General features: G+C 63.0%; 27 protein-coding genes and 1 tRNA gene. 22 read left to right on the forward strand and 6 right to left on the reverse strand.

What is annotated here, in order from left to right; translation table 11 throughout:
- The first annotated feature begins 255 nt into the window (after positions 1-255).
- The 11 genes from atpB to ACOZ9V_RS08435 all read left to right on the forward strand — a co-directional run bounded on the left by atpB (position 256) and on the right by ACOZ9V_RS08435 (position 10,266).
- Complete coding sequence (atpB, locus tag ACOZ9V_RS08385) at positions 256-1,002, forward strand: F0F1 ATP synthase subunit A (protein WP_039211199.1); 747 nt, start codon at positions 256-258, stop codon at positions 1,000-1,002.
- Positions 1,003-1,082: 80 nt separating this feature from the next.
- Complete coding sequence (gene atpE / locus ACOZ9V_RS08390) at positions 1,083-1,313, forward strand: F0F1 ATP synthase subunit C (protein ID WP_139907920.1); 231 nt, start codon at positions 1,083-1,085, stop codon at positions 1,311-1,313.
- A gap of 19 nt (positions 1,314-1,332) precedes the next feature.
- Complete coding sequence (locus ACOZ9V_RS08395) at positions 1,333-1,884, forward strand: F0F1 ATP synthase subunit B (protein WP_039210678.1); 552 nt, start codon at positions 1,333-1,335, stop codon at positions 1,882-1,884.
- Positions 1,884-2,690 (forward strand): F0F1 ATP synthase subunit delta, encoded by an 807-nt coding sequence (locus ACOZ9V_RS08400; RefSeq protein WP_139907922.1) that lies wholly within the window; start codon positions 1,884-1,886, stop codon positions 2,688-2,690. Before ACOZ9V_RS08395 ends, ACOZ9V_RS08400 begins: the two co-directional genes overlap by 1 nt.
- Before the next feature lie 81 nt (positions 2,691-2,771).
- Positions 2,772-4,406, forward strand: a complete 1,635-nt coding sequence (gene atpA, locus ACOZ9V_RS08405; protein ID WP_139907924.1) for a F0F1 ATP synthase subunit alpha — start codon at positions 2,772-2,774, stop codon at positions 4,404-4,406.
- A gap of 31 nt (positions 4,407-4,437) precedes the next feature.
- The gene (locus ACOZ9V_RS08410; RefSeq protein ID WP_139907926.1) at positions 4,438-5,370 is read left to right on the forward strand and encodes a F0F1 ATP synthase subunit gamma; all 933 of its coding nucleotides are present in this window, start codon (positions 4,438-4,440) and stop codon (positions 5,368-5,370) included.
- 26 nt (positions 5,371-5,396) lie between these two features.
- On the forward strand, positions 5,397-6,845 hold the full coding sequence (gene atpD / locus ACOZ9V_RS08415) for a F0F1 ATP synthase subunit beta (protein ID WP_039210687.1): 1,449 nt from the start codon (positions 5,397-5,399) through the stop codon (positions 6,843-6,845).
- Positions 6,846-6,848: 3 nt separating this feature from the next.
- Entirely contained in the window at positions 6,849-7,109 is a 261-nt protein-coding gene (locus tag ACOZ9V_RS08420) for a F0F1 ATP synthase subunit epsilon (protein ID WP_101545515.1), read from the forward strand.
- A gap of 22 nt (positions 7,110-7,131) precedes the next feature.
- Complete coding sequence (locus ACOZ9V_RS08425; protein ID WP_025776910.1) at positions 7,132-7,599, forward strand: DUF2550 domain-containing protein; 468 nt, start codon at positions 7,132-7,134, stop codon at positions 7,597-7,599.
- On the forward strand, positions 7,599-8,912 hold the full coding sequence (gene murA / locus ACOZ9V_RS08430; RefSeq protein WP_139907928.1) for a UDP-N-acetylglucosamine 1-carboxyvinyltransferase: 1,314 nt from the start codon (positions 7,599-7,601) through the stop codon (positions 8,910-8,912). The genes ACOZ9V_RS08425 and murA overlap by 1 nt, the downstream gene beginning before the upstream one ends.
- Positions 8,913-9,714: 802 nt before the next feature.
- Positions 9,715-10,266, forward strand: a complete 552-nt coding sequence (locus ACOZ9V_RS08435; protein WP_434595074.1) for a hypothetical protein — start codon at positions 9,715-9,717, stop codon at positions 10,264-10,266.
- A gap of 256 nt (positions 10,267-10,522) precedes the next feature.
- Here the strand turns inward: ACOZ9V_RS08435 and nucS are convergent, their stop codons facing one another.
- Positions 10,523-11,218 (reverse strand): endonuclease NucS, encoded by a 696-nt coding sequence (gene nucS, locus ACOZ9V_RS08440; protein ID WP_139466990.1) that lies wholly within the window; start codon positions 11,216-11,218, stop codon positions 10,523-10,525.
- A 501-nt stretch (positions 11,219-11,719) separates the two neighbouring features.
- Positions 11,720-13,339 (reverse strand): cell division protein, encoded by a 1,620-nt coding sequence (locus tag ACOZ9V_RS08445; RefSeq protein WP_181270446.1) that lies wholly within the window; start codon positions 13,337-13,339, stop codon positions 11,720-11,722.
- Between the two features lie 233 nt (positions 13,340-13,572).
- Here ACOZ9V_RS08445 and ACOZ9V_RS08450 point away from each other — a divergent pair, with 233 nt between their 5' ends.
- The 9 genes from ACOZ9V_RS08450 to ettA all read left to right on the forward strand — a co-directional run bounded on the left by ACOZ9V_RS08450 (position 13,573) and on the right by ettA (position 22,437).
- Positions 13,573-14,763 carry an acetyl-CoA C-acetyltransferase gene (locus tag ACOZ9V_RS08450; RefSeq protein ID WP_181270447.1) on the forward strand — a complete coding sequence of 397 codons (1,191 nt, stop codon included), beginning with the start codon at positions 13,573-13,575 and terminating at the stop codon, positions 14,761-14,763.
- An 87-nt stretch (positions 14,764-14,850) separates the two neighbouring features.
- Entirely contained in the window at positions 14,851-15,165 is a 315-nt protein-coding gene (locus ACOZ9V_RS08455; RefSeq protein ID WP_181270448.1) for a thiamine-binding protein, read from the forward strand.
- 88 nt (positions 15,166-15,253) lie between these two features.
- Entirely contained in the window at positions 15,254-15,460 is a 207-nt protein-coding gene (locus tag ACOZ9V_RS08460; protein WP_139466994.1) for a hypothetical protein, read from the forward strand.
- Between the two features lie 119 nt (positions 15,461-15,579).
- Positions 15,580-15,653 (forward strand) — tRNA-Arg (locus ACOZ9V_RS08465).
- Between the two features lie 124 nt (positions 15,654-15,777).
- Positions 15,778-17,475 (forward strand): dynamin family protein, encoded by a 1,698-nt coding sequence (locus ACOZ9V_RS08470; RefSeq protein ID WP_434595077.1) that lies wholly within the window; start codon positions 15,778-15,780, stop codon positions 17,473-17,475.
- Positions 17,472-19,052: a GTPase gene (locus ACOZ9V_RS08475; protein WP_181270450.1), complete on the forward strand. Its 1,581-nt coding sequence runs from the start codon at positions 17,472-17,474 to the stop codon at positions 19,050-19,052. The genes ACOZ9V_RS08470 and ACOZ9V_RS08475 overlap by 4 nt, the downstream gene beginning before the upstream one ends.
- A gap of 190 nt (positions 19,053-19,242) precedes the next feature.
- Positions 19,243-19,836, forward strand: coding sequence for a single-stranded DNA-binding protein (locus tag ACOZ9V_RS08480; RefSeq protein WP_434595079.1), 594 nt, complete (start codon positions 19,243-19,245; stop codon positions 19,834-19,836).
- 101 nt (positions 19,837-19,937) lie between these two features.
- Complete coding sequence (locus ACOZ9V_RS08485) at positions 19,938-20,645, forward strand: DUF6993 domain-containing protein (RefSeq protein ID WP_434595080.1); 708 nt, start codon at positions 19,938-19,940, stop codon at positions 20,643-20,645.
- Between the two features lie 109 nt (positions 20,646-20,754).
- Positions 20,755-22,437, forward strand: coding sequence for an energy-dependent translational throttle protein EttA (gene ettA / locus ACOZ9V_RS08490; RefSeq protein WP_434595081.1), 1,683 nt, complete (start codon positions 20,755-20,757; stop codon positions 22,435-22,437).
- A gap of 209 nt (positions 22,438-22,646) precedes the next feature.
- On the opposite strand, the gene ACOZ9V_RS08495 is transcribed toward ettA, so the two are convergent.
- Both ACOZ9V_RS08495 and ACOZ9V_RS08500 read right to left on the reverse strand, forming a co-directional pair.
- The gene (locus ACOZ9V_RS08495; protein ID WP_229663906.1) at positions 22,647-22,892 is read right to left on the reverse strand and encodes a hypothetical protein; all 246 of its coding nucleotides are present in this window, start codon (positions 22,890-22,892) and stop codon (positions 22,647-22,649) included.
- Complete coding sequence (locus ACOZ9V_RS08500) at positions 22,889-23,797, reverse strand: acyl-CoA thioesterase (RefSeq protein WP_434595082.1); 909 nt, start codon at positions 23,795-23,797, stop codon at positions 22,889-22,891. The genes ACOZ9V_RS08495 and ACOZ9V_RS08500 overlap by 4 nt, the downstream gene beginning before the upstream one ends.
- A gap of 95 nt (positions 23,798-23,892) precedes the next feature.
- On the opposite strand from ACOZ9V_RS08500, the gene ACOZ9V_RS08505 reads away from it, so the two are divergent.
- Positions 23,893-24,435 (forward strand): acyl-CoA thioesterase, encoded by a 543-nt coding sequence (locus tag ACOZ9V_RS08505; RefSeq protein ID WP_434595084.1) that lies wholly within the window; start codon positions 23,893-23,895, stop codon positions 24,433-24,435.
- Positions 24,432-25,103, forward strand: coding sequence for a hypothetical protein (locus ACOZ9V_RS08510; protein ID WP_434595086.1), 672 nt, complete (start codon positions 24,432-24,434; stop codon positions 25,101-25,103). The genes ACOZ9V_RS08505 and ACOZ9V_RS08510 overlap by 4 nt, the downstream gene beginning before the upstream one ends.
- A gap of 28 nt (positions 25,104-25,131) precedes the next feature.
- Here ACOZ9V_RS08510 and ACOZ9V_RS08515 read toward each other — a convergent pair whose 3' ends face one another.
- Complete coding sequence (locus ACOZ9V_RS08515) at positions 25,132-25,533, reverse strand: globin (RefSeq protein WP_264801534.1); 402 nt, start codon at positions 25,531-25,533, stop codon at positions 25,132-25,134.
- A complete protein-coding gene (locus ACOZ9V_RS08520; protein ID WP_139467004.1) occupies positions 25,517-26,608 on the reverse strand; it encodes a mechanosensitive ion channel family protein in 1,092 nt (363 codons plus the stop codon). Before ACOZ9V_RS08520 ends, ACOZ9V_RS08515 begins: the two co-directional genes overlap by 17 nt.
- Positions 26,609-26,617 lie beyond the last annotated feature (9 nt).

The raw sequence follows: 26,617 nt of genomic DNA on the forward strand, positions 1-26,617 counted from the left end.
TAAAATCGTTGACAGAAATTGCACAGAGAAGCCTGATGAATTTGTCGGTCACTCTCTACAGTTGGTAGAGTAGACCCGGTGCTTGGGCGGATCTTCGCCCTTTGTCGCTCCTGAACCTCAAGCCTCGCCTTCAGTGCGGGGCCAAGGCCAGGCCATCAGGGCCCTTGACCATGGGAGAGTAGTAAAAACGTGGGAACACTCAACGCCGCGAACACAACAGTCAGTGCTGCAGAAGGCGGCTTCCACGCACCGTCGATGGCTGAATTCTTTCCAGCCTCGTTCCTCTTTGAGGGCACACCGTTCGAAATGAACCGCGTGATGCTCATCCGCATCATCGCCACCGTCGCCGTCGTTGTGCTGCTGGCCGTCTGGGCCAAGCGCATGAAGCTCATCCCGTCCCGCTTCCAGTCGAGCATGGAGCTCGCCATGGAATTCGTGACCGTCGGCATCGCCGAAGACACGATGGGCAAGGAGAAAGCCAAGAAGTTCATGCCGCTCATTGTGGCGATCTTCTTCGGTATCCTCTTCTGGAACGTCACGAAGCTCATTCCGTTCCTCAATATGCCGGGAACCGGCGTCATCGGTATGCCGATCGTGCTGACCCTCGTGGTCTATGTGACCTACCACTGGGCCGGCATCGCGGAGAAGGGCCTCGGCCGCTACCTGAAGGATTCGCTCATCCTGCCCGGCGTCCCGCCGGCGATGCACATCCTGCTCATCCCGATCGAGTTCATCACCAAGTTCGTCACCCAGCCGTTCACTCTGGCGATCCGACTCTTCGCGAACATGATGGTCGGCCACCTCCTGCTCGTCCTCTGCTTCTCCGCTACGAGCTTCTTCCTCTTCGACGCCGCCAACGGATTCCAGTTCTTCGGCATCGTCACCTTCGCCGGCGGCATGTTCGTCTTCATTCTCGAGATGCTCATCGTCGTGCTGCAGGCCTACATCTTCGCTCTTCTGTCCTGTGTGTACATCAATGCCGCGATCTCGGACGAACACTGAGATCGCACCCAGTCTGTAACCCCCTAGTGTTACAAAGCCGGGCCAACCACCCGGCTGCCATATGAAAGGAAAAGCATCCTATGGATACGCTCGCTGCAGTTGAGATCACCGGTAGCCTCAGCACCATCGGCTACGGCCTCGCCGCAATCGGCCCCGGTGTCGGTGTCGGCATCGTCATCGGCAAGACCATCGAGGGAACCGCCCGTCAGCCCGAAATGGCCGGCGCCCTGCGCGGAAACATGTTCCTCGGTATCGCTCTGATCGAGGCCCTGGCCCTCATCGGTATCGCCACCCCGTTCTTCCTGCCCTGATCTCGAAGAGGACTGAAAGATGACTCCGGTAAACATCGTCGCCTCCGCGGAGAACCCGCTTCTCCCGGCGCTGTACGACATCGTCTGGAGTGCCGTCTGTCTGCTGATCGTCTTCCTGGTTGTCTGGAAGTACGTCCTTCCCGCCTTCAACAAGACCCTCGACGAGCGCGCTGAGCGCATCCAGGGTGGAATTGAGAAGGCCGAGAAGGTGCAGGCCGAAGCCGATCAGGCTCTGGCCGAGTATCAGAAGCAGCTCGCCGACGGTCGTGCCGAAGCTGCACGACTGCGCGCCGAGGCTCAGGAAGAAGGCGCCCAGATCATCGCCGACATGAAGGCCCAGGCTCACTCCGAGGCTGATCGCATCATCGCTCAGGCACAGACCCAGATCGACGCCGAACGTCAGTCCGCCATGGTGCAGCTGCGTTCCGAGGTCGGCACTCTTGCCACGGACCTGGCATCGCGCATCGTCGGTGAATCACTCACCGATGACCAGCGTTCGGCCAATGTGGTTGATCGCTTCATCTCCGATCTCGAGTCCAACTCGTCCGCGCAGCCGGTCAAGGGGGCGTGATGCTCCAGTCGAGCAGATTGTCCCTGCAGGCCGTCCTCGAGACCGCGAATTCCGAGATCTCCGGGGGAGACCCCCGACAGATCGGTGAGGAGACTCTGGCACTCGTCGGCGTCCTCGCCGAGAATGTCGGACTGCGCAAGGCTCTGGCAGACTCCTCCGAGTCGGCCGAGAGGAAGCAGCAGCTGCTGCGGACTCTGTTCTCGACTCGGATCACGGATGCGGTTCTGCGTATCAGCGACAAGGCCGTCGGTCATCGTTGGGCGCGGACCCAGGACCTCGTCACCAGCCTCGAAGTCGCCGGTGTGACAGCGATCGCCGCTGCCGCACAGGCCGACGGGAAGCTGGGACAGGTCGAAGAGGAGATCTTCCGCTTCGCGCGTCTGCTTGAATCCAACCACGAGCTGTCCCGCGCGCTTGACTCGCAGGCCACCGATGAGAGCAAGCGTGCTCTCGTCTCCGACCTGCTTACCGGCAAGGCACAGCCAGACACCATCAAGCTGGTCGAACAGGCAGCTCTGCACCCGCGCGGACTCCGCGTGGCGAAGGCGCTCGACCAGTACAGCGATATCCTCGCCGCCCGCCAGCAGCGGTCGGTTGCGGACGTCACCGTCGCCAGACCTCTGAGCGAGTCGCAGACCGATAGGCTGCAGGCGGCATTGTCGGCCAGCTATGGTCGCGAACTCGTCCTCAATGTCCAGGTCGACCCCGATGTTCTCGGGGGAGTCCGGGTGCAGGTCGGCGACGAGATGATGAACTCGACCGTGGCCGATCGACTGGCCGATGTGCAGCGCAAGCTCGCAGGTTGACACTAGTGGCCGGCTTCTCCGGCATCGGCGGCCCACCGGTCGTCGGACGCAAGATTTGAGTAAAGGAAGCAGGGAAACCAGATGGCGGAACTGACAATTCGCCCGGAAGAGATCCGGGACGCTCTCGGGAAGTTCGTTGATTCGTACAACCCGGAGAGCTCGGAAAAGACCGAGGTCGGCAAGGTCGTCACCGCTGGTGACGGTATCGCTCACGTTTCGGGCCTGCCCGGCACCATGGCCAACGAACTCCTGCGGTTCGAAGACGGCACGCTGGGCCTGGCACAGAACCTTGACGAACGCGAGATCGGCGTCGTCATCCTCGGTGAGTTCTCCGGAATCGCCGAAGAGCAGAACGTGTACCGCACCGGCGAGGTCCTCTCGATTCCGGTCGGCGACGGCTACCTCGGCCGTGTCGTCGATCCGTTGGGTCGTCCCGTCGACGGACTCGGCGATATCGAGACCGTCGGCCGCCGTGAGCTCGAGCTCCAGGCCGCCGGCGTCATGGACCGCCAGGAAGTGCGTGAGCCTCTCCAGACCGGTTACAAGAGCATCGACGCGATGATCCCCGTTGGCCGTGGCCAGCGTCAGCTGGTCATCGGTGACCGCAAGACCGGTAAGACCGCTCTGGCGATCGACACGATCATCAACCAGAAGGCCAACTGGGAGACCGGAGACCCGAAGAAGCAGGTCCGCTGCATCTACGTGGCCGTCGGTCAGAAGGGCTCGACCATCGCCGGCGTTCGCCGTTCGCTGGAAGAGGCCGGAGCGCTCGAGTACACGACCATCGTTTCTTCGCCTGCCTCGGACCCTGCAGGCTTCAAGTACCTGGCTCCTTACTCCGGATCCGCTATCGGCCAGCACTGGATGTACGACGGCAAGCACGTCCTCATCGTGTTCGACGACCTGTCGAAGCAGGCTGAGGCCTACCGCGCCGTGTCCCTGCTTCTGCGTCGTCCGCCGGGCCGTGAAGCCTACCCCGGCGACGTCTTCTACCTGCACTCGCGTCTGCTGGAACGCTGTGCGAAGCTCTCTGATGAGCTCGGCGGCGGTTCGATGACCGGTCTGCCGATCATCGAGACGAAGGCCAATGACGTCGGTGCGTTCATTCCGACCAACGTCATCTCGATCACCGACGGCCAGATCTTCCTGCAGTCCGATCTGTTCAACGCCGGTCAGCGTCCCGCTGTCGACGTCGGTGTGTCCGTGTCTCGAGTCGGTGGTGCCGCTCAGACGAAGGCTCTCAAGGGAGTTTCGGGCACGCTGAAGATCTCGCTGGCCCAGTACCGTTCGCTCGAAGCCTTCGCGATGTTCGCATCCGATCTCGACGACGCGACCAAGCGCGATCTGGCCCGTGGCGCGCGTCTGACCGAACTGCTCAAGCAGGGTCAGTACGCCCCGATGCCGTTCGAGAAGCAGACCGTGTCGATCTTCGCCGGAACCAACGGCTACCTCGACGAGATCCCTGTCGACGACGTGCTCCGCTTCGAGTCCGAACTGCACGATCACATCGAGCGCAAGACCGGTATCTTCACGACCATCCGTGAGACGCTGAAGCTCGACGACGACACGACCGAAGAGCTGAAGAGCGTCCTGGCCGAGTTCACCCAGAACTTCGCCAGCTCGGACCAGAGCGGTTCGAAGGCCGGCAGCGAAGACACCGCAGCCGCGTCCTCCGACGAGGTCGAGCAGGAGCAGATCGTTCGGCAGAAGCGTTGAACCTGTTCCGTAACGGCGAAAGGAAGAACTGATGGGAGCCCAGCAGAGGGTCTTCAAACAGAAGATCCGCTCGACTCAGTCCTTGAGGAAGATCTTCAAGGCGATGGAACTCATCGCTGCTTCGCGGATTCAGAAGGCCATTGCCCGCTCGCAGGCCGCAGGCCCGTACGCGAACGCCCTGACCCGGGCCGTGTCGGCAGTGGCCAGCGAGTCGAACGTGGACCACGTTCTCACCACGGAGTCGGACAACGTCAAGCACGCGGCCGTCCTCGTGATCGGACCCGACCGCGGATTCGCCGGTGCCTATTCGGCGAACCTGCTGCGCGAAGCCGAGGAGCTCATTCGGCTGCTGCGCAACGAGGGCAAGAGCGTCGACCTGTTCACGATCGGCAGCAAGGCCAAGAACTACTACACCTTCCGTGATCGCAAGATCGAGAAGTCCTGGACAGGAATCTCCGAGAATCCGACGGCTGAGGTCGCCCGGGAGATCGGCGAAGCTCTGTTGGAGAACTTTGATCCGGAGTCCGAGGACTCGGGTGTCGATGAGATCTACATCGTGTTCACGAAGTTCGTCTCCAGCGTCACGCATGATCCGGAATATCGGAGACTGCTGCCGCTGGAGGTTGTCGACGCCGATGAGGCGACGACGGGCGGACAGTCCGCAGGTCCGACCGATGCGCCCGCGTTCCCTCTCTATGAGTTCGAACCGAGTGCAGAGGCCGTCCTGGACGCACTGCTACCGCGGTACATCGATTCGCGCATTCTGTCGGCCCTCCTGAGCGCTTCGGCCTCGGAACAGGCATCACGTCAGGCAGCGATGAAGACGGCCACGGACAATGCGGATGATCTCATCAAGACCTACACCCGGTTGGCCAATACGGCTCGCCAGGCGGAAATCACCCAGGAACTCACCGAGATCGTCGGTGGGGCGGATGCCCTCGCGGCATCGGCAGCCGGCGACTGACCGGCGAGAGCAGAGAGAAAGAGACCATGACTGCCACAGCAACGGAAACCTCTCCGGCACAGGGCACTGCCCTCGGCCGGATTTCCCGAGTCATCGGCCCGGTTGTCGACATCGAGTTCCCGCTCGACTCCGTGCCCCAGATCTACAACGCACTGACCACGTCAGTGGACCTGTCAGAGGGAACCAGGAAGCTGACCTTCGAGGTCGCACTTCACCTGGGCAACGGACTGGTCCGCGCAGTGTCGCTGCAGCCGACCGACGGACTCGTCCGCGGCCAGGAAGTCGTCGACACCGGCGCACCGATCTCCGTTCCCGTCGGAGACGTGACCAAACACCACGTGTGGAACACCACCGGTGACTGCCTCAACCTCGCCGACGGCGAGGAGCTGGAGATCTCCGAGCGGTGGCCCATCCACCGTCAGGCTCCGGCTTTCGACGAACTCGAGTCCAAGACCGAGATCCTCGAAGTCGGCATCAAGAGCATCGACCTCCTGACCCCCTATGTCCAGGGTGGAAAGATCGGTCTGTTCGGCGGCGCCGGCGTCGGCAAGACCGTCCTCATCCAGGAGATGATCTTCCGTATCGCGCACAACCACTCGGGCACCTCGGTGTTCGCGGGTGTGGGCGAGCGTACCCGTGAGGGCAACGACCTCATCATGGAAATGGATGAGGCCGGAGTCTTCAAGGACACCGCGCTGGTGTTCGGCCAGATGGACGAGCCGCCAGGCACCCGTCTGCGCGTGGCGCTGTCGGCGCTGACCATGGCGGAGTACTTCCGCGATGTGCAGAACCAGGACGTGCTGCTGTTCATCGACAACATCTTCCGTTTCACCCAGGCCGGTTCCGAGGTCTCGACCCTGCTGGGTCGCATGCCCTCGGCCGTGGGCTACCAGCCCAACCTGGCTGACGAGATGGGTCTGCTGCAGGAGCGCATCACCTCGACGCGTGGTCACTCGATCACGTCGATGCAGGCGATCTACGTTCCCGCCGATGACTACACCGACCCGGCGCCTGCGACGACATTCGCCCACCTCGACGCGACCACGGAGCTCAGCCGTGACATCGCTTCGCGCGGTCTGTACCCGGCGATCGACCCGCTCGCATCGTCCTCGCGCATCCTCGATCCGCTGATCGTCGGTGACGAGCACTACCGCGTGGCCAACGAGGTCAAGGCGATTCTGCAGAAGAACAAGGAGCTGCAGGACATCATCGCCATCCTCGGTGTCGACGAACTGGGTGAAGAGGACAAGCTCGTCGTTCACCGTGCACGTCGCATTGAACAGTTCCTCTCGCAGAACACCTACACCGCGGAGAAGTTCACTCAGGTTCCCGGTTCGACTGTGCCGCTGGCCGACACGATCGAAGGCTTCTCGAAGATCTGCTCCGGCGAAGTCGACCACATCCCGGAGCAGGCATTCTTCAACGTCGGCGGCCTCGACGACGTTATGCGCAACTACGAAGAGATGCAGAAGTAAGCCATGGCGACGCTCGAAGTGAATGTCGTGGCCGCTGATCGCGAGGTATGGGTCGGTGAGGCCAAACGCGTCATCGCCCGTACCCTCGACGGCGAGATCGGCATCCTGCCGGGCCACGAGCCCGTGCTGGGTGTCGTCGCCGACGGCGAAGCACGGATTCTCACCCCGGGAGAGGACACCATCAGGGTCAAAGCCGATGGCGGATTCCTCTCGGTGGAGAACAACCGTGTGATCATTGCCGCTGATCAGGCCGAACTTCTCTGATCCGCAGGTTACACTGGCAACCGTGAACCCTTCTGTCCTGCTGATCGTTCTGCTCTCGTTGGTAGGACTCGCGCTTGCTCTGATCGTGGTCGTCACGATCCGACGCAGGTCGATCTCGAAGCTCTCGGGTGCCTTTGACTGTTCCATCAACGTGGGCGAGGAGTATTCTTCTCGCCCACGTTGGCGTTTGGGCGTGGCCGTGTTCTCGGTCACTTCACTGGACTGGTATCCGGTCTTTGCACTGACGCGGCGAGCCGCGTTCCGATTGCCGCGCGCGGATCTCGACATCCTCGTCCGGCGCAAGCCCACCTCCGGTGAGCAGTATTCGGTTCTGCCCGAAGCGGTCGTCGTCGACTGCTCATATGGCAAGGCGGACGGTCGTCCACGTTCCGTGTCTCTGGCAATGGACACCGAATCCCTGTCCACGATGGCTTCGTGGCTCGAATCATCACCTCCTGGCTTCAATCCGACGATGGGACGTTTCACTTAATGGATGTCTTCCGCTTGACCGGGCCCGCACAGTTGGCGGGAACCATCGATGTCAGAGGCGCCAAGAACAGCGTCCTCAAACTGATGGCCGCGAGCCTCCTCGCCGTGGGACGCACAACCATCACCAACGTCCCGGCCATCCTCGACGTGCGGATCATGGTCGAGCTGCTCGTCCGCCTCGGCTGCGAGGTCGACTATGTCGCTGAAGACGGCGTCGTGAGCATCGACGTCCCCGCCGAAGTCGGCATCCAAGCCGACTACGAACTCGTCCGCGCAATGCGGGCTTCGATCTCCGTCCTCGGCCCGCTGACCGCACGGATGCGAGCCGCACATGTGGCTCTTCCCGGCGGTGACGCCATCGGATCTCGGGGACTCGACATGCATCAGGCCGGTCTCGAAGCCCTGGGCGCTGTCGTCCACCTCGACCACGGCTATTTCGTCGCAGAGGCTCCGACGGGTCTGCGCGGTACCGAGATCGTCCTCGAGTTCCCCTCCGTGGGAGCCACCGAAAACCTCGTTATGGCAGCGACTCTCGCCCACGGCACCACGACCATCGCCAACGCCGCGCGCGAACCCGAGATCGTCGACATCTGTACGATGCTCGTCGAGATGGGGGCGCAGATCGAGGGGATCGGCACCTCTGACCTCACCATCACCGGTGTCGAATCGCTGCAGCCGGTCACCCACCGCACCGTCGGCGACCGCATCGTCGCCGGAACCTTCGCCTTCGGCGCCGCATTGAGCGCGGGCGATGTGACCGTACGCGGAGTCGGGCTCGACATCATGCCCAATATCGGAATGAAGCTTCGGGATTCGGGCGCCACGGTCGAAGACCTCGGCGAGATCATCCTCGGTGACGGAGCGCAGGGCAAGGGATTCCGCGTCCTCGGCGCCTCGCGTCCTCATGCCATCCGGGTGGCCACCATGCCGTTCCCGGGCTTCCCGACGGATCTGCAGCCGTTCGTCATCGCTTTGAACTCGGTGTCCGACGGTATCGGTCTGCTGTCTGAGAATCTGTTCGAAGCGCGCTGGCGCTTCGTGCAGGAGATCGCCCGCCTCGGTGCGAAGGTCCGCATCGATGGCAACCATGCGCTCGTGACCGGCAGCGAGAGTCTTTCCGGTGCCGAAGTCGAAGCTTCCGACATTCGCGCGGGAGCGGGCTTGGTCATGGCCGCCCTCCGGGCCGGGGGAGTCACCGAGGTATCGGGAATCGATCACATCGAACGCGGCTACGAGAATTTCGTCGACAATCTTCGCGCCCTCGGTGTCGACATCGAACGCGTCGAGAAGCGCGACGTCCTCAGCTTCGACTAGTTCTCTCACTCGACGAACCCCGCGGACCCTGGCAGTCAGGATTTGCCTCGTTCGTGCAAGTCGGTCGTCGGTTTTCGGTAGTCGTCGCGCTCGTTTAAGCCGGCCCCCGTCTGTCCGAGGTTCGCTCTCTCGTTCAAGGTCGCCCTCGTCTGTCGATAGGTAAACGGCGCGGAATTCGCGCTTCGCCTTGAACGGCGACTGCGGCCGACCGCCGTTCGAGGGCCTGCGCGGTGGTTCCGCGGTCCTGCACGTCGGCCGTTCCTCGTGACGATGCGGTCTGTGTGGAAGAGTCGAGGGTTGTCCACAGCCCGACTTCTCATCCTGGTTCTCCCGCGTCTCGTCACGCATGCTTGAAGGCATGTATAGATGTCTGTCGACTGCCGCACTGCTCGAGGCCGGGTGGGACTGTCATCGGATCAGAGCTGCCGAGCGATGCTGTCTGCGACGATTGGAACGAGGGCGATATGTTGTCACCGCAGAATGTTCTGATCCGGCGCACAGTTTCGTCAGTGCGATAGCCGCGGCTCCCACAACCACACTGCCGATAGAGTCGACGGGCCTGCGCAAACGCGTGGAGGATCTGAGAATCCTCGTCCGGTCGTACGTCGATCGCCTGCCTCCGGACGCAGTATTCTCTCACCGCAGTGCACTCATCGTTCACGGCCTTCCGATTCCATACGTCGAGCGGGACGATGTCTTCGCCGAATCGGTGAGTCCGCGCAGCGGAGTTCGTCTGGCGAAGATGCTTGTGCGGCGACGCGTCTCAGATCGTGCAGGGTACGAGTTCGTCGATGGGATCCCGGTGACGACGGTCCTGCAGACGCTGCTCGACATTGCTCGGGACTGTCCGCTCGCATTCTCTGTCGCGGCGCTCGATGCAGCGGTGCGCAGCTCGGTCGTGACCGTCGAACAGATGCGTTCCTTCAGTGAAGCGCATCCTGTTCGCACAGGCACACGGAAGATCGTCAAGGTATTGGAGAATGTCGATGCACGCCGCGAGAGCGTCGCTGAGTCGATCTGCGCGGTGCGGTTAGTCGAGCATTCGATTCCGGGGTTCGAGCCGCAGGTCGACATTCGCGATGGAGCCGGCAAACACTTGGGCCGTACCGATTTCGCCAATAGACGGGCGAAGGTCATCGCAGAGTTCGATGGTGCAGGAAAGTACCACCTCGACGGAGCGGATCCGCAAGTGACTTTCGAACGTGAACGGCGCCGCGAGTATGCGCTGCGCAACGAGGGCTGGTTGGTCTTCCGTGTCCGGTGGAGCGATCTCTTCTCCGCCGACCTCTTCCTGCGGATCGGAGAGTCAGTGCGACGACGACTAGTCATGGACGACAGCCGTCGCGAAGCGTGATCCTGACGCTCGATCAAGGCGGACAGCGCAAGTCGTTCCGTAGACGGGGCGATAGACGCTGTCCGCCTTGATCGACGGTGTGGGCCCGCGCTGAGGAGCTACGGACGCTGCACGAAGGGAGCGACACGGCTCGGCTTGATCGGCGCGGATGAAGTGAGTGGCCGGCTTTCCCGCGGGTTGATCGGCGACGCTGGAGTTGGTGGCCGGCCATCCCGCAGGTTGACCGTGGGCTGATCCGCCGGCTGATCGTGGGTGATCAGAAGAGGCGGGTCTCGGGGTCGTCCATTCCGCGGAGGGCATCGTAGTCGAGAACGACGCAGCGGATGCCCCGGTCCTCAGCGAGAGTGCGTGCCTGCGGTTTGATCTCCTGAGCAGCGAAGACTCCGTTGACTGGGCTCAGCAGTGGATCGCGATTCATCAGCTCGAGATAGCGGGTGAGCTGTTCGACACCGTCGATATCGCCGCGGCGCTTGATCTCCACCGCCACAGACTTCTGTCCGTCGTCACGAGCCAAGATGTCCACCGGACCGATCGCGGTCATGTACTCGCGGCGCACCAGACTGTAGCCCTCGCCGAGGGTCTCGATATGTTCGGCGAGCAGTTCCTGCAGATGCGCTTCGACCCCGTCCTTGACCAGCCCGGGATCGACCCCGAACTCATAGGAGTCGTCAGCGAGGACCTCGGCGATGGAGATGACGAGACGGTCACCGGTCTTCGTCTGGGAAACCTCCCACAGCTCCGTCAGGCCGGCCTCGGCCTGCTCGGCGTCGGGCTCGATATGCCGAACCGTACACGGGGGAGTCATCCAGTTCAGCGGCTTATAGGAACCGCCGTCGGAATGGATGAGCACCGAGCCGTCGGACTTGAGCATGATGAGGCGGGTGGCCATCGGAAGGTGGGCGGTCAGACGACCGGCATAATCAACGGAGCATTGGGCAATGACTAGACGCACGCGCTTCAGCCTACGTGAGACAATGACTCAATGCCACGATCTTCATCCTCGCGTCGCAAGAACAAATGGCAGCAGTCTCCCCGCGATCTGTCCGACTCTGTGGCAGGCATGAGGACAAGCCGTTCACTGCCGGACGGAACCTGGTCCGTGCAGACCGTGAAGGGAAACGAATCCGGAAAGGTCTATGTCTGTCCTGGATGTGGCCGGGATGTCAGTGCCGCCTCGAGCCATGTCGTTGCGTGGCGTCAGGATGCTCCCCACGGAATCGAGATCGGGGTCGAAAGCAGACGGCACTGGCACCAGCACTGCTTCGACCGCTTCCGGTGAGGTCAGATGATCTCCGGGCTGTCGTCAACAGGGCTGGAGTCGACTGAGACCTCAGTCAGCCAACGTGCCTCACAATGACGATGGGACCCGCATCAGCGGGTCCCATCGTCATCATCGATTCGGTCGGTCTCAGATCAATCGTGCTGGACCCGGTCGGTCTCGACTCAATCGATCTCAGCGCAGCGAGTTGCGCGAGCGCGAGGTCTTCGAGTTGTCCTTCGAGCCGGAGACCTGAGCGTTGATCGAGATCGTGTCCTCGTCGGTGGCGCCGTTGGGCAGATCTTCGCCTGCCGTGTCCTTCTCATCAGCGGCAGAGTCAGCGTTCGACTCCGCAGCGTTCTTCGAAGCAGGAGTCGACTTCGAGCTTTCGGCCGACTCGTCGGAAGCCTTCGCAGGGCCGTTGCCCTCGGCTCTGGCACCATCGTTCTTCGCAGGACCGGTCGACTTCGAACCCCCGCCCGAGGCGGATCCGGACTTCGAGGTTTCGGCGTCGTGCGATGCTGCGTCATCGGTCGACTTCGCGGAGTCATCGGTCTTGGGCGCATCCGACGAGTCATCGTCGGCCAGCAGGTCTTCGAGCTCCTGACCGTCGGCGATCTGCTCGGTGGCGTGAGACGCCGATTCGGCCTTCGCCGGATCCACTGAGTCGCCGCCCATGACTCCGGGCATAGCGAACAGCGAACGGAGCTGATCGAGCTGAGCAGTGATCGTCTTGCGCTGCTTCGTGAGCAGATCGACCTGCGACTGTGCGGAGGCGACATTGCGTTTGGCCTCTGCCGCGGATTCCTCAATGGTCGCCTCGGCGGTGGCGCGAGCTTCCGCAATGAGCGTCTGTGCGCGGGACTTTCCGTCGGCGATGATCTCGTCGGCCTTCTTCACTGCGTCGGTGCGAGTCTGCTCCGCACGCTCGGCAGCTTCCTTGGCCTCGGTGTCGGCCTTCGCTGCGCGTGCCTGAGCCTCTTCGACGAGCTTCTTGTTCTCGACCTGAGCCTCTTCGTAGCGCTTCTTGCGTTCGGTCTCGGCTTCCTTGCGCTTGTTCGCGAGCTCGACGTCGAAGGCGTTTCCGGCCTTCTTCGATGCCTCGTCGCGTGCCTTCGCGGACTTGAGCAGCTCATCGGCCTGCGCCTGAGCAGCCGCCACTGTCTCCTCTGCCTCGGTCTTGGCCTCGGCACGCAGATCCGCAGCTTCCTTCTCAGCGGTCGCCCGCAGTTCGGAGAGCTCGAGATCAAGGCTCTCGCGAGCCTCCTTGGCGGAAGCGGCATTCGCTTCCTTGGCCTGGTTGGTCTCGCGTTCGGTGGTTGCGCTGAGCTCGGCTGCGCGTTTCTCAGCGGCTTTGATCGTCTCTTCGGCGCGCAGCTCGGCCGAGGAGATGATTGCATCGGCTTCCGAGCGCGCATTGGACAGTGTGTCGTTGCTCTCGGTGTGCATCCGAGCGCGAGCGGACGCCGCCTCGGCGCGGGCCTTGTTCCGAATCGTCTCGGCATCGGAATTGGCCTGAGCCAGGGTCTCGCGGGCCTGCGACTCGGCGATCTTGAGAAGATGGTCGATGCGGCTTCCGGGAGGCCCTGCCGCCTCTGCATTGTCGTTGGCAGCCTTCTTCAGCTGTGCTTTGGCTTCGGAGAGCTCACCGGCGATCTGCAACTTCGCCCGATCTGCATTGATGACCTGACTGCGCGCATCGGCCAGGGCCTTGCGGACCGACTCGACCTCGGTGCGCAGCTGCTGCAGTCGCGAATCGACTTCACTCTTCTCGTAGCCGCGCATCGCTGTGCGGAATTCTTCGGTGGGCGTCACTGAAGCGAACTCCTGTCATCTTGGAAAGGGGGTGTTCTTAGGCTGTCCTCGTCCTACTCTAACGGAGACTCCATGAGTGTTGGGTGCGAATGCGAGAATGTGGACGAGGGCTTGATCCATGGCCGCGCGGACCCCGTGATGCAGGCCACATGGGCCTCGACTAGGCTGGTGGATGTCGAAATGCATACGTGTTGCGGACACGCGTCCGCAGCGCGGATATCCGAGGAGGAAATATGGCTGATGCAGTGATCGTCGCCGGAGCGCGCACACCGTTCGGGCGACTGCAGGGAGAGCTGTCGAAACTCAGTGCCGTCGAGCTCGGCGCCGAAGCCATCGCCGGGGCACTCGATCGTGCCGGCATTCAGGGCTCCGACGTCGACTACGTGATCATGGGCCAGGTTCTGCAGGCCGGCAACAGTCAGGGCCCCGGTCGACAGGCGGCAGTCAAAGCCGGCATTCCGATGTCCGTTCCGGCTGTGTCGGTCAACAAGCTGTGTTTGTCGGGAATCAACACGATCACCCAAGCGGCTCAGCTGATCCGAGCCGGCGAGTACGACGTCGTCGTGGCGGGCGGGCAGGAATCGATGAGCCAGGCCCCGCACATGCTGATGAAATCGCGTTCGGGGTACAAGTACGGTGATGTCGTCGCCAAGGACCATATGGACTACGACGGACTCTGGGACGCATTCACCGATCAGGCCATGGGCGGACTGACCGAAGAGGCCAATGCCGGTGACCGCGAGTTCTCGCGCGCTGAGCAGGATGAGTTCTCCGCTCGTTCGCACCAGCGCGCGGCGGCGGCACAGAAGGCCGGTGCCTTCGAGAATGAGATCGTGCCAGTGACCATCAGCTCGCGCAAGGGCGCTGTCACCATCTCCGCAGACGAGGGTGTGCGTCCTGACACGACGGCCGAGTCCCTGTCCAAGCTGCGGCCGTCCTTCCAGAAGGACGGAACGATCACCGCGGGCAACGCTTCACAGATCTCCGACGGAGCCTGCGCTGTCGTCGTCATGTCGCGTGAGAAGGCCGAAGAGCTCGGCGCTCCGATCCTCGCCGAGATCCGTTCGCATGCCTGGACCGCCGGTCCGGACTCGACTCTCCAGCACCAGCCCTCACAGGCGATCAAGGTCGCTGCCGAACGCGAAGGCGTCGCAGCCGATTCCTTCGACCTCTATGAGATCAACGAAGCCTTCGCCGCCGTCGGCCTGGCCAGCGCCAAGGACCTCGGCATCGACGAGGACAAGGTCAACGTCAACGGCGGCGCCGTCGCACTGGGCCACCCGATCGGTGCCTCGGGAGCCCGGGTCGTCCTCACCCTTGCCCTCGAACTCCAGCGCCGAGGCGGCGGCACGGGTATCGCCGCACTCTGCGGAGGCGGCGGGCAGGGTGACTCGCTCATCGTGACAGTGCCCGCTCAGGCCTGAGCCGAGTCGTTCGACCGCAATCCAGACAGATGAACCGGTGGGGAGCCGATCGGCTCCCCACCGGACCGGACAGAAGGGACCACCATCATGCTCGCAGCTTTCTCAGTCGCTCCCAGTGGGGGAGAAGGGGCCGACGCCTCGGTCCACGATGCCGTGGCAGCGGCTGTCGAGATCGTTCGCAATTCCGGTCTGCCGCACCGGACGGACTCGATGTTCACGACCATCGAAGGCGAATGGGACGAGGTCTTCGCGGTCATCAAAGAGGCCACCGAGGCTGTCGGCCAGTTCGGCACTCGGGTATCACTGGTGGTCAAGGCCGATATCCGTCCCGGCTACACCGGCGAGATCGACGGCAAACTCGAACGCCTGGAGAAGGCGATCGACGCTCGAAGCGAAGCCTGAGACGAATTCTTCTGAAATTCTCAGTGACGTGAGTCTCATCTGGCGTTAGTCTTTCTCCATCGGATGCATCGATCGAAGGAGACAGACAATGAATGGTGCAAAGCTCTTCTCTGTTGCCACGGCACTCACGCTTGTCGCGTTGCTGGGCTTCATGCTCGCAGGATTCTTCCCGATCATCGTCGACTTCGCATTCGGGATCGAGGCCGTGGCAGTCATTCTTGCGATGACGGGAGTGGTGGCCGTGTCATTCGTGACGGTGAGGAAGTCGATGGAGAACGCAGCCCGTCACTACTGAGATGTTCCTGCCGAGCTTTCACGGCAGCGTCGGCCCCGGTTCGAGGCGACGGACGAGACAGTCCGCACCGAACCGGGGCCGCTTTCTGTTCTCATCCGGGCATCGGTTACGATATTTGAGCCTCCGTAGCTCAGTCGGATAGAGCAACCGCCTTCTAAGCGGTAGGTCGCGGGTTCGAGCCCCGCCGGGGGCGCTTCTCATGCTCGCATCCGCCGATCCCGCAGGTCCGGTCGATCGGCGTCGGTGCCGAGCAATTCCGCGCCGATACGGCGTGGCAGTTGGTGCCGAGCTGGGAAAACATAGAGAGTGGAGGCGTGATGACTGAGAGCAAGAGCGCCGTGACGCCGCCGGTCGGCCAAGCGTTGAACGATATCGTCAAGCGAGTTTCGGAGACGCGCTTCACCCTGCGCAGCGAAGACTTCGCCGACGCTCGCACAGCACACTCGACACTGACTGCGGAACTCAACGACTACGTGCTGCCGCGGATCAATCGTTCGCGGACTCCGTTCCTCATCGCCGTGGGCGGGTCGACAGGTGCCGGCAAATCGACACTGGTCAACTCCCTCGTAGGGCGCAATGTCAGTCCTGCCGGCGTGCGTCGACCGACGACGGGCAACCCGGTCGTCATCTTCAACCCCGCCGATGCGAAGTTCTTCGAATCAGAGCATTACCTGCCTGACCTGCCGCGCAGCTCCGATCCTCAGTCGGCCATGCCCGGAGTCGTGCTCATCGCAGATGAGAACATCGAAGCGGGCACTGCCATCCTCGACTGTCCGGACATCGACTCCATCTCGGAGACGAACCGTGCGCTCTCGCGCAGGGTTCTGCTCAGCGCCGACCTGTGGCTCTTCGTGACAACGGCGAACCGGTACGCCGATGCCGCCCCGTGGGCCCTGTTGAAGACGGCCGCTGCGCGAAGCACTTCGGTGGCCATCGTTCTCGATCGGGTTCCGCCCGAAGCCAACCGCGAAGTCAGGCATCACCTGTCGAGTCTTCTCGCCGATGCAGGACTGGCGAACTCACCGATCTTCTCCGTCGCCGAGCTCGAGCTGGAAGACGGTCTGCTGCCTCATGCGGCGATCTACACTATTCGCTCCTGGATCTCTCAAGTCGGCACGGAGGGCACCTCACTCGAACGCATCCGCAATCGCACGCTGACGGGTGCGATCGCTGCCCTGCCCGCACGGGTCAGGGAGCTCGCCGACTTCGCCGAAACTCAGGAACAGGCCCACATCGCCCTGGTCGGCTCAGTGGAGAAGAGCTTCCGATCGGCTCAATCCGGACTCGCCGAAGTCTTCTCCGACGGACGGGTCCTCCACGGAGAGGTCAATGCTCGCTGGCAGGACTTCGTGGGCACAGGCCAGCTCTTCCGCGGACTGGAGCCGACGATGGCTCGAATGCGCGATCGCATCTCCGCCGCAGTGACCGGCAAACATGACGCGGCCACTCCATTGCATGTCGCCATCCTGCGCAGCGCGGCTGTGTCGCTGCGCGAACAGGCCATCGACGTGGTCGATGAAGTCAATGCCGAATGGCGAAACACCGCTGCAGGTGCAGCGCTCATCGAAGATCAACCCGAACTGCGCACGGTGGCCGCGGGGCTCGAGGACTCAGTGAAATCGGCGGTGAGCACGTGGTCGGACGAAGTCAACGCGCTCGTGCGCGATATCGGTCAGGGCAAGAAGTCCAAGGCCCGAATCCTGTCCTTCGGCGTTGCAGGCGTCTGCGCCGTCGTCGAATACGCGGCCTTCTGGGATCCGCGGAGCGCCAGCGATGGCGGGCAGAGCACCCGACAAGGGGCAGGAGTCGCACTCAATCTTGCGGAGACGATCTTCGGAGCCGACGAGGCGGCCGGTCTCATCGCATCGATCCGACAGCGCTTCCTCGACGCGGCTGTGGGCATCGTGGCGGGCTGCCGTACTCCTTTCGACAACGCACTGAGACTATCCGCGGTACCGGCGCGGCAAGCGGGCGCCCTGCGCGCCTCCGGTGAACGACTTGAGGTGGCATTGTGAACAGTTCCGCACAGACCGAGATCCGGCGTCTCGCCGAAGGCATCTCACACGCCCTGTCGCTGAGTGAGGACAAGCTCGGCGGAGAAGTTCGCACCGATGCTCAGAATCTGCTCGACCGGGCGGAAGACCGCCTGGGCCTGGGTGAGGACTTCACCGTCGTGGCCTTCGCAGGGTCGACGGGCTCCGGCAAATCCTCACTGTTCAACGCAGTGGCCGGTCTCGAGATCGCCCGTGTCGGTGTGCGCAGGCCGACGACTTCACGACCGACCGCATGCGTCTGGGGCGAGGGCGGAAACGATGTCCTCGACTGGCTGCACGTGCCCGAACGCAGCCGCACCTGGCGCGAGTCCGCGCTCGACGGCGACGATCAGAGACGCCTGCACGGACTGATCCTGCTCGACCTGCCCGACCACGACTCCACGGCAGTGGAACACCGTGTCGAGTCGGATCGTCTGGTGGGACTCGTCGACGTCGTGTTCTGGGTCGTCGACCCACAGAAGTACGCCGACTTCTCGCTGCACTCCGAGTACCTGACCAAACTCGCCGAGAACAGTGCGAACATGGTCGTCGTCCTCAACCAGATCGACAAACTCAGTCCGGAGGAGCAGAAGGCCGCAACCGACCATCTGCGCCAGCTGCTCAACGAGGATGGGCTGAGCGAGACGAATGTGCGCATCTCCTCGGCCGTGACCCGAGAGGGCATCCCGGAGATCCGCAGCATCCTCGCCGACACCGTCGACTCGAACGACGCAGCGGCCGAGAGGCTGTTGGCTGATATGCAGGCGATGGCCAATCGGATCCGGAAGGAGCTCGGGGAACCGGTCTCCTCGCCGGACGAATTGGCCGGCGCATCCCGACTGGTCGAGACGATGTCGGAAGCCGCCGGTGTCGAAGCCGTGGCACAGACCGTGCACGATGATTACATCCGCCGTTCCTACCGCAAGACCGGGTATCCCATCCTCGCGTGGGCCCAGCGCAATGCGCCCGATCCGCTGGGCGCCAAGCACGGTCAGGACAGAGACGAGCTCGTCCGCGCTTCGGTGCCGGCGACGACGAAGGCGCAGAGCTCCCACGTCCGGCTCATGGCGCACGAACTCATCGCAGAATCCGTGTCGACCATGCCGCAGGCATGGCAGAACGAGGCCGCGGAAGCAGAGAAGAAGAGCACCGACGAGCTGTCGGAGAATCTCGACTCGGCCGTCACGGCTGTGGATATCACTCGCCAGAGCCCCGGTTGGTGGTCGCTGGCACACACCCTGCAGATCATCTTCTTCGTCGCCTCGATCATCGGTCTCCTCGGCATCATCGTCTCCGCCCTCGTCGCCGCAATCGGTTCGGGAGCCCTGCCGACGTGGTGTTGGATCGTCAGCATCGGGCTGTTCGTGATCGGTTGCATCGGCTCGTTCGTGACCTCTCTGATGGCGAAGTCGGCGCGGGCCAGAGGCGCGAAGGAGGCGGCATCCGAGGTCGACGGCAAGCTGCGAGACGCGGTCGGCCGCGTCGCCCAGAGCTCGTATCTCAACTCGGTGAAGAGCGTCATCGGAGAGCACCGACGGGCATACGAGATGCTCCGCTGAGACGCAGACGCGCATCTCCGACTCGAACACACCCCGTGGGCGACTCGGACTGTGAAGCCCTGTGGACGGAGAACCTCTGTCCACAGGGCATTTCATGTTTCTGGACACCCGAGCGAAGGACCGGGCTCACTGGAGATCCATGCGGACGCAGACGACCGTATGGTTTCATCACACCGATTTGGAGACACCGATGTCCGCAATCCCGATCACCGTCACCGGCACCATCGCCACCGAGCCGAGCGCACGAACGCTGCCGTCCGGGCGAGCCTGCGCCTCGTTCAGGTTGGCCGTCAACCACTGGAGAGTCGACAAGAACACCGGTGAGTTCGTCCCAGACGGCACCTCGTGGTTCGGAGTCGACTGCTACGGCGACCTGGCGAGCAATACCGCGATGTCGCTCAACACCGGCGCCGCGGTGATCGTATCGGGCAGCCTGAGGAATCGAGAATGGGCCACCGAGGAGCGCAGCGGAATCTCGCCGACGGTGGTCGCGGAGCATATCGGCCCCGACTTGAGGTACGGAACCGCTCATTACAAGCGCGCTAAAGCAGCCGACCGCTCACAGTCGACTGCCGGAGAGTCGAACTCTGAGTCACCCGGATCGAACGATTCGGGTTGGAGCGCCTTGGGCCCAGCCGAAACGCCGCCGGAGTCCGAATCCGACGGTGACACCGATCATGGCGACATCGTCGATACCTCGAGCGGCGACGATGCCGATATCGACACCGGTGCCGAAGATGATCCGATCGCCCAGCAGACCGCAAAAGTCGCGGCGCCCTTCTGATCGCGTGAATTACTTGGCATCCTGTCGAATCGATGCGCCTCGCGGACCAAGTCATCCGCTAGAGTGAGACTGTCAATCGTCCCCTCTCGTCGAGGTTGCAGATGCGTCTTGTTCCTGTGCTGAGTGCTGCGGCACTGACTCTGGCATTGTCGGGCTGCTCGCTTCTCGGCTTCGGTGCCGATGATTCGCAGCCGCAGCCGAAGCAGACCCAGGCTAAGCCCGTTGCCGAAGTCGACAAGGTGCTCAAGGCACTCAAACCGCTGACCGGTGACAAGGAATCGGTGCCGTCGACGAAGAAGTTCTTCTCCACGATGCTCGACGCCGGATATGAGCCCGAACAGCTCGAGGCGACGATCGACGAATCGCCACTCGGCAATGAAGTTCCTTCGAAGATGTTCGGAGTCAAGACCGACAAGGGGTGCGTCGTCGGCGAGATCCGGAAGGGCAAAGCCACCGCCGACCTCGTCCAGCCCACGGAATCGACGGGCTCCTGCCTGTTCGGCGAAGTCGAACGGCCGAAAGGTGTCAAAGCGCCGAAGGGCGAGAAGCGCGACGAAGACGGCGACTCGAACGGTGCCGGCCACCTGCCCGGCGAGGACATCAACGGCAAGGACGGTGAAACCGAGAGCCCCGCGCCGAGTGAAGACGAATCCTCGACGGCAAGCACCGGGGGAGCGGAAGGGACTGCGGGCTCCGAAGGCACCGACGGCTCTCAGGGTACCGATGGGTCCTCCGGTGAGGGCGGGTCCGAGGAGACTTCGAGCGAGGGTGGCACTTCGGGTGAAGCCCCGTCTCTCGGCGGAGGCTGAGCGCTCGTCAACGCAGGTCTGGCCGCCTCGGCGGAAGTTCGGTCATCCTCGGCGGATGCCGAGCGTCAAGTAGCGCTGGGGTGCGCCGAACCGATAGCCTGAGTGCACTATGGCCGAATTCATCTACACCATGCACAAGGCGCGCAAAGCGCACGGTGACAAAGTCATCCTCGACGATGTATCGATGTCGTTCTACCCCGGAGCGAAGATCGGTATGGTCGGCCCCAACGGCGCCGGCAAATCAACCATTCTGAAGATCATGGCGGGTATCGAGCAGCCCTCCAACGGTGAAGCTCGACTCAGCCCCGGGTACTCGGTGGGCATCCTCATGCAGGAGCCGCCCCTGAATGAAGAGAAGACCGTCCTCGGCAACGTCGAAGAAGGCGTCGGCGAGATCAAGGCAAAGGTCGATCGTTTCAATGCCATCTCCGAGGAGATGGCCGAACCCGATGCGGACTTCGACGCCCTCATGGAAGAGATGGGCAAGCTGCAGGAGGCCATCGACGCCGCTGACGCTTGGGATCTCGACTCTCAGCTCGAACAGGCGATGGACGCTCTGCGGTGCCCGCCGCCGGACGCGGACGTCTCTGTACTCTCCGGGGGTGAACGTCGTCGTGTGGCACTGTGCAAGCTTCTGCTCGAGAAGCCCGATCTGCTGCTCCTCGACGAGCCGACGAACCACCTCGATGCGGAATCGGTGCTGTGGCTCGAGCAGCACCTGAAGACCTACCCGGGCGCTGTCATCGCGATCACCCACGATAGGTACTTCCTCGACCACGTTGCAGAATGGATCGCCGAAGTCGACCGTGGGCATCTCTACCCCTATGAGGGCAACTACTCGACTTACCTCGAGAAGAAGCAGGAGCGCCTTCAGGTCCAGGGCAAGAAGGATGCGAAACTCGCCAAGCGGCTGAAAGACGAACTCGAATGGGTGCGTTCGAACCCCAAGGCGAAGCAGACGAAGTCGAAGGCGCGTCTGGCCCGCTACGAAGAGATGGCGGCCGAGGCGGAGAAGACGCAGAAGCTCGACTTCGAAGAGATTCAGATTCCGGCCGGCCCCCGCCTCGGTGATGTCGTCATCGAAGCGGACAAGATCGAAAAGGGCTTCGATGGGCGCAAACTCATCGACGGCCTGAGCTTCTCCCTGCCGCGCAACGGCATCGTCGGCGTCATCGGCCCCAACGGCGTCGGAAAGTCGACGCTGTTCAAGACGATCGTCGGTATGGAAGAGCTCGACGGCGGAGATCTCAAGGTCGGAGAGACCGTGAAGATCTCCTATGTCGATCAGTCCCGCGGCGGAATCGATCCGGACAAGAACCTGTGGGAGGTCGTCTCCGACGGACTCGACTTCATCCAGGTCGGCAAGGTGGAGATGCCCTCCCGTGCCTATGTCTCCGCGTTCGGATTCAAAGGCCCGGACCAGCAGAAGAAAGCCGGAGTCCTCTCCGGCGGTGAGCGCAACCGCCTTAACCTCGCTCTCACCCTCAAACAGGGTGGAAACCTGCTACTGCTCGATGAGCCGACGAACGACCTCGATGTCGAGACCCTCGGCTCGCTGGAGAACGCTCTGCTCGAGTTCCCCGGCTGCGCAGTGGTCGTCTCGCACGATCGCTGGTTCCTCGACCGTGTGGCCACGCACATCCTCGCGTGGGAGGGCACAGAGGAGAACCCGGCGAACTGGTACTGGTTCGAAGGCAACTTCGAAGCCTATGAGAAGAACAAGGTCGAGCGACTCGGCGAAGATGCGGCCCGACCGCACCGAGTCACCCACCGTCGTCTCACCCGAGACTGAGCTCAGTTCGGTCTGAGCCGAAACGGTTCCGACTCTTCTTGCGAACACAGTGATGCCCCGGTCATAGAGACCGGGGCATCACTGTATCCTTGCGGAACCGGTGGACGATGAACGCGCCCGCACAGAATCGGTGGGAGACGTGCGCTGCGTCCGCTGGTGGACCGTCCAAAACGAGCCAGCCCGAAGCCTCGACCGAATGAGGAGAAGAGTCAGTCCTCTGACCGGCGGGTGAGTCCGCCGAGGTTCGCGATCCCTCTGAACAACAGACGGACGAGAATCGTGCCTATGACTCCACATACGACTGCCAACAGCCCGCAGACCGCCACATGCAGATCCGTGCGTCCCATGAACGCCACGAGGCTGAGCAGCCCGATGACGAGGAAAAGCGCCACGTTGACCAGTCGGCTGAGGATGGTGCCGATGATATCCATCATCGTCGGGTCCTTACTCGTCACTGAACCTCCTTGACCCGGACCATGCCTTCCTGGGCCACAGTAGCCAGCAGGGTTCCGTCCTGAGCGAAGATGCGGCCGTAGCCGAGACCGCGCCCACCCTGTGCGGCAGGAGACTCCTGCACATAGAGCATCCAGTCGTCGACGCGCACCCGGTGGTGCCACCACATCGCGTGGTCGAGGCTGGCCACCCGCAGCCCCGGGGTTCGCCACGTCAGCTCGTGATGACGAAGGACAGGTTCGAGCAGGTTGAAGTCACTGGCATAGGCCAGAGCCGCAGCATTGAGCACTGGATCGTCGCCGAAGCTCGAACTGGCTCGGAACCAGGAATGCTGTTCGGTGATCGAGGGATCCGAGACGCCCGAGGTGTGCAGAGACGGCTCGACAGGACGGACTTCGAAGGGACGCTTCCGCAGCCAGTCGCTGACGAGCGGAGAATCCTCGTCACCGATATAGTCAAGCAGTTCCGGGCAGTCCTCGGGAGCCGGCAGACCGGTCGGCATCTGCTCGGCATGGCTGAGACCCGGCTGGTCGTCCTGGAACGAAGCGCTCAATGACAGGATCGGCGCGCCCTTCTGATATGCGTGGACGCGGCGGGCAGAGAACGAACGGCCGTCGCGCAGCCGCTCGACGCCGAATTCGATGGGCTCACTGACATCGCCGGCGCGCAGGAAATATCCGTGGAGCGAATGGATCAGGCGGTCACTGGGAAGTGTGGCAGCTGCTGCGACGACACACTGTGCGAGCACCTGCCCGCCGAAGACTCGACCGTCGGGTTTGTACTGACTGTGCCCGATGAAGAAGTCCGTTTCGCTGGACGCCGCAGTGAACTCGAGCCGGCGCAGATCGAGGATCTCGTGCAGCCGAGCTACGTTCGCCTCCGCTTCGGAGGATGCTTCGTCGGTCATGGGCTTCTCCCTCGGATGACTGGGCCAATCGTGCGTACGAGTCACGATCCTATCGCGTGCGGCACCGTCGTGAGGAAGGTGGCATGATGGGAGGCATGCACTCTGGCGCCACCAACCCCCTTCTCGACGAATTCACCCGCGTACTGTTGGAACTGAGATGGGGTGATATGGACGCCTACGGCCACGTGAACAACGTCACCCAGCTCAAACTGCTGGAAGAGGCTCGCGTCCGTGCTCTCGGCTCTCCCACCCACAGCTCCGATGCACCGACCACGCCGGGAGAGCATGGGGTGTCCGAGACGGTCAGCGGGGTCGAGATACCGACGATCTTCGCCGACGCCTCTGCCACCACCGAGCTGCTCGTGGCCTCCCACGCCATCGAATACCGTGCCCCGATTCCCTATCGGGCCGGACCCATCGCCGTCGATCTCGTCATCAGCGATGTGCGACCCGCCTCGGTGACGGTGGGCTATGTCATCTGCGAACCGGACGGTTCGCGCACCTACACGGTCGCCGAGACCGTCATCGTCTTCATCGACATCGCCAGCGGCCGGCCGCGACGCCTCAGCGAAGCCGAGACCGTCGCCATGGAATCGGTGCTCGGCACGCCCGTTCCGCTGCGGAGGGCCCGACGATGACGGATCTGCATATCAGTGACCCGCTGGCGATGCGGGATCTCTCCGCCTTCGCTTCTCTGGCCCACAGGGCAGATGCTGACGGAGCGATGCGACTGCAGGTCGCCTCCGACGTCCTGGCCGCCACCGTGGCACCGCTGTTCCCGCACGGGCTCGGCGATTCGACACCGCTGGTGCTGGCCATGCGGATGCTGCGCCTGGACGACCACGAACAAGACGGATTCGACGAGGCGGTGCCGCTGTCGAATCTGCTCGACCGCTTCGCCAGAGACGAGAACGGAACCACTCTGCCGGTGCCGCCGAACTCGGTGCTCGTGTCGTGGACCGGGATCGCGCCTCCGCGCGGGGGCTGGTCCGAATACGACACGATCAGCGTCGGACGGCTCCACGAGACTGCGGAGTCAGGGATCGCAGAGATCAGCACCGGTGCGCCCGAGGGTTCCGGGGGACACGCGGTCAAAGCTCTGCGTTCACGCGTGTGGTCACGTCCGATGACGGGTGAGCAGGGAACCGGGATGCCAGGAGGATTGGCCTTCGCAGCCGCTGCGCTGCGCTTCATTCCACCGGCGGGGCGCGATGACGACCGTCAGCTGCGCATCATGGAATCCGGAGGCTGGCTGCGTCTCGTCGCCCCAGGCGGTCACCTGCTCACGCGTGCCCGCGGACTGTGATCAGCGGTCTGTGGTCACCGGAGAGTGATCACCGGATGTTCGGGTTCGTATTCACCATCGCGGTCGCTGCCCGCTGGAAGTAGTCCCAGAACATCTCGTCGTACAGCGGCGGCAGGCTCACATCGTCGAGCGCCGCGCGCATGCAGCGCAGCCAGCGGTCCCGGGCATCGAAATCGATCGGATAGTCGAAATGCCGCATCCGCAGTCGCGGGTGACCTCGCTGCTCCTGGTAGGTCGACGGACCCCCGAAATACTGCTCGAGGAACATCTGCAGACGGTGCTTCGCCCCCTCCAGCTCATGGCCGTCGGGATACATCGCAATGAGCTGAGCATCCGCATCGACATGCTGGTAGAACACGTCGACGAGGCGGGTGAACGTGTCATGCCCGCCGACGGCCTCGAAGATGGAACCGTCAGTTGTCTGCGACATCGCTCGATCCTTCACTGGGGGAGTCCTCCTGCACGGTGCTGCGGATCTCCTGGTCACTGGGCAGAGGCGAGGGATTCTCGGAATCCTCGGCGACTGCCGGAGCCATCGCCTTCTCCTGAGCGGGCAGGGTACGCAGAACCGTCTCCTGCACCATACCGATCTGTCCGCCGCGCTTTGCCAGCTGGGTCATCAGTTCGGCACGGAAGGCACGCTCGACCATCCACTGCAGGTTCGGCTTGGTCTTGACCATCGTGCGGATGACCCGGTGGGAGCCCGACAGCGACTGGACACCGGCGATCTCGGGATCCTCCAACATCGCACTGGCCAGCTCGGGATCCTTCCGCAGAGTGCGCGTGATGTCCGCGGTCATCTCGCGGTACTCATCCATCGAGGTCCGGTAGTCGAGCGGGATGTCGAGCACGGCACGAGCCCAACCCTGGGACAGATTGCCCACACGCAGGATCTCGCCGTTGCGCACATGCCACAGGGTGCCGGTGAGGTCACGGATCTGGGTGCGGCGCAGGCCGACGTCCTCGACTTCGCCGACGGCTTCGCCCAGGTCGACGGTGTCACCGATTCCATACTGGTCTTCGATGACGATGAAGAATCCCGACAGGTAGTCGCGGACGAGCTCCTGAGCACCGAAGGCGATGGCAACACCGGCGATACCGGCAGAAGCGAGGATCGGGGCGATGTTGAAGCTGAGCGCATCGAGGATCATGAGGACCGCGATGACACTGACGAGGATCGTCGTCACCGACGAAAGCATGCGCCCCACGGTCTTCGCCCGCTGGGCTCGGCGCTGCTTGATCGTCTGCTCATCGATCCCGGTCCGCTGAGCCTCAAGCGCCGTGGCGGAGAACTTCGCTCGGCCCGCGCTTTCGGCCTTCTCGCTGCCCACCGTGCCCTTGGCCACCGCAGTGGTGAACCGGCGGATGAAGAGCCGGATGATGAGGTTGACGACGATGGCGCCGATGATGATCACGGTGATCTTCAGCGGAGCGCCGAGGAGGAACGTTGCCCAATCGAAGTCACTTGCGTTCTGAACAGTGGAATCTATTGCATCGGTTGTCATGATCTTTCG

Source organism: Brevibacterium sp. 1718 (assembly GCF_051131255.1).
Classification (GTDB): Bacteria; Actinomycetota; Actinomycetes; order Actinomycetales; family Brevibacteriaceae; genus Brevibacterium; species Brevibacterium sediminis.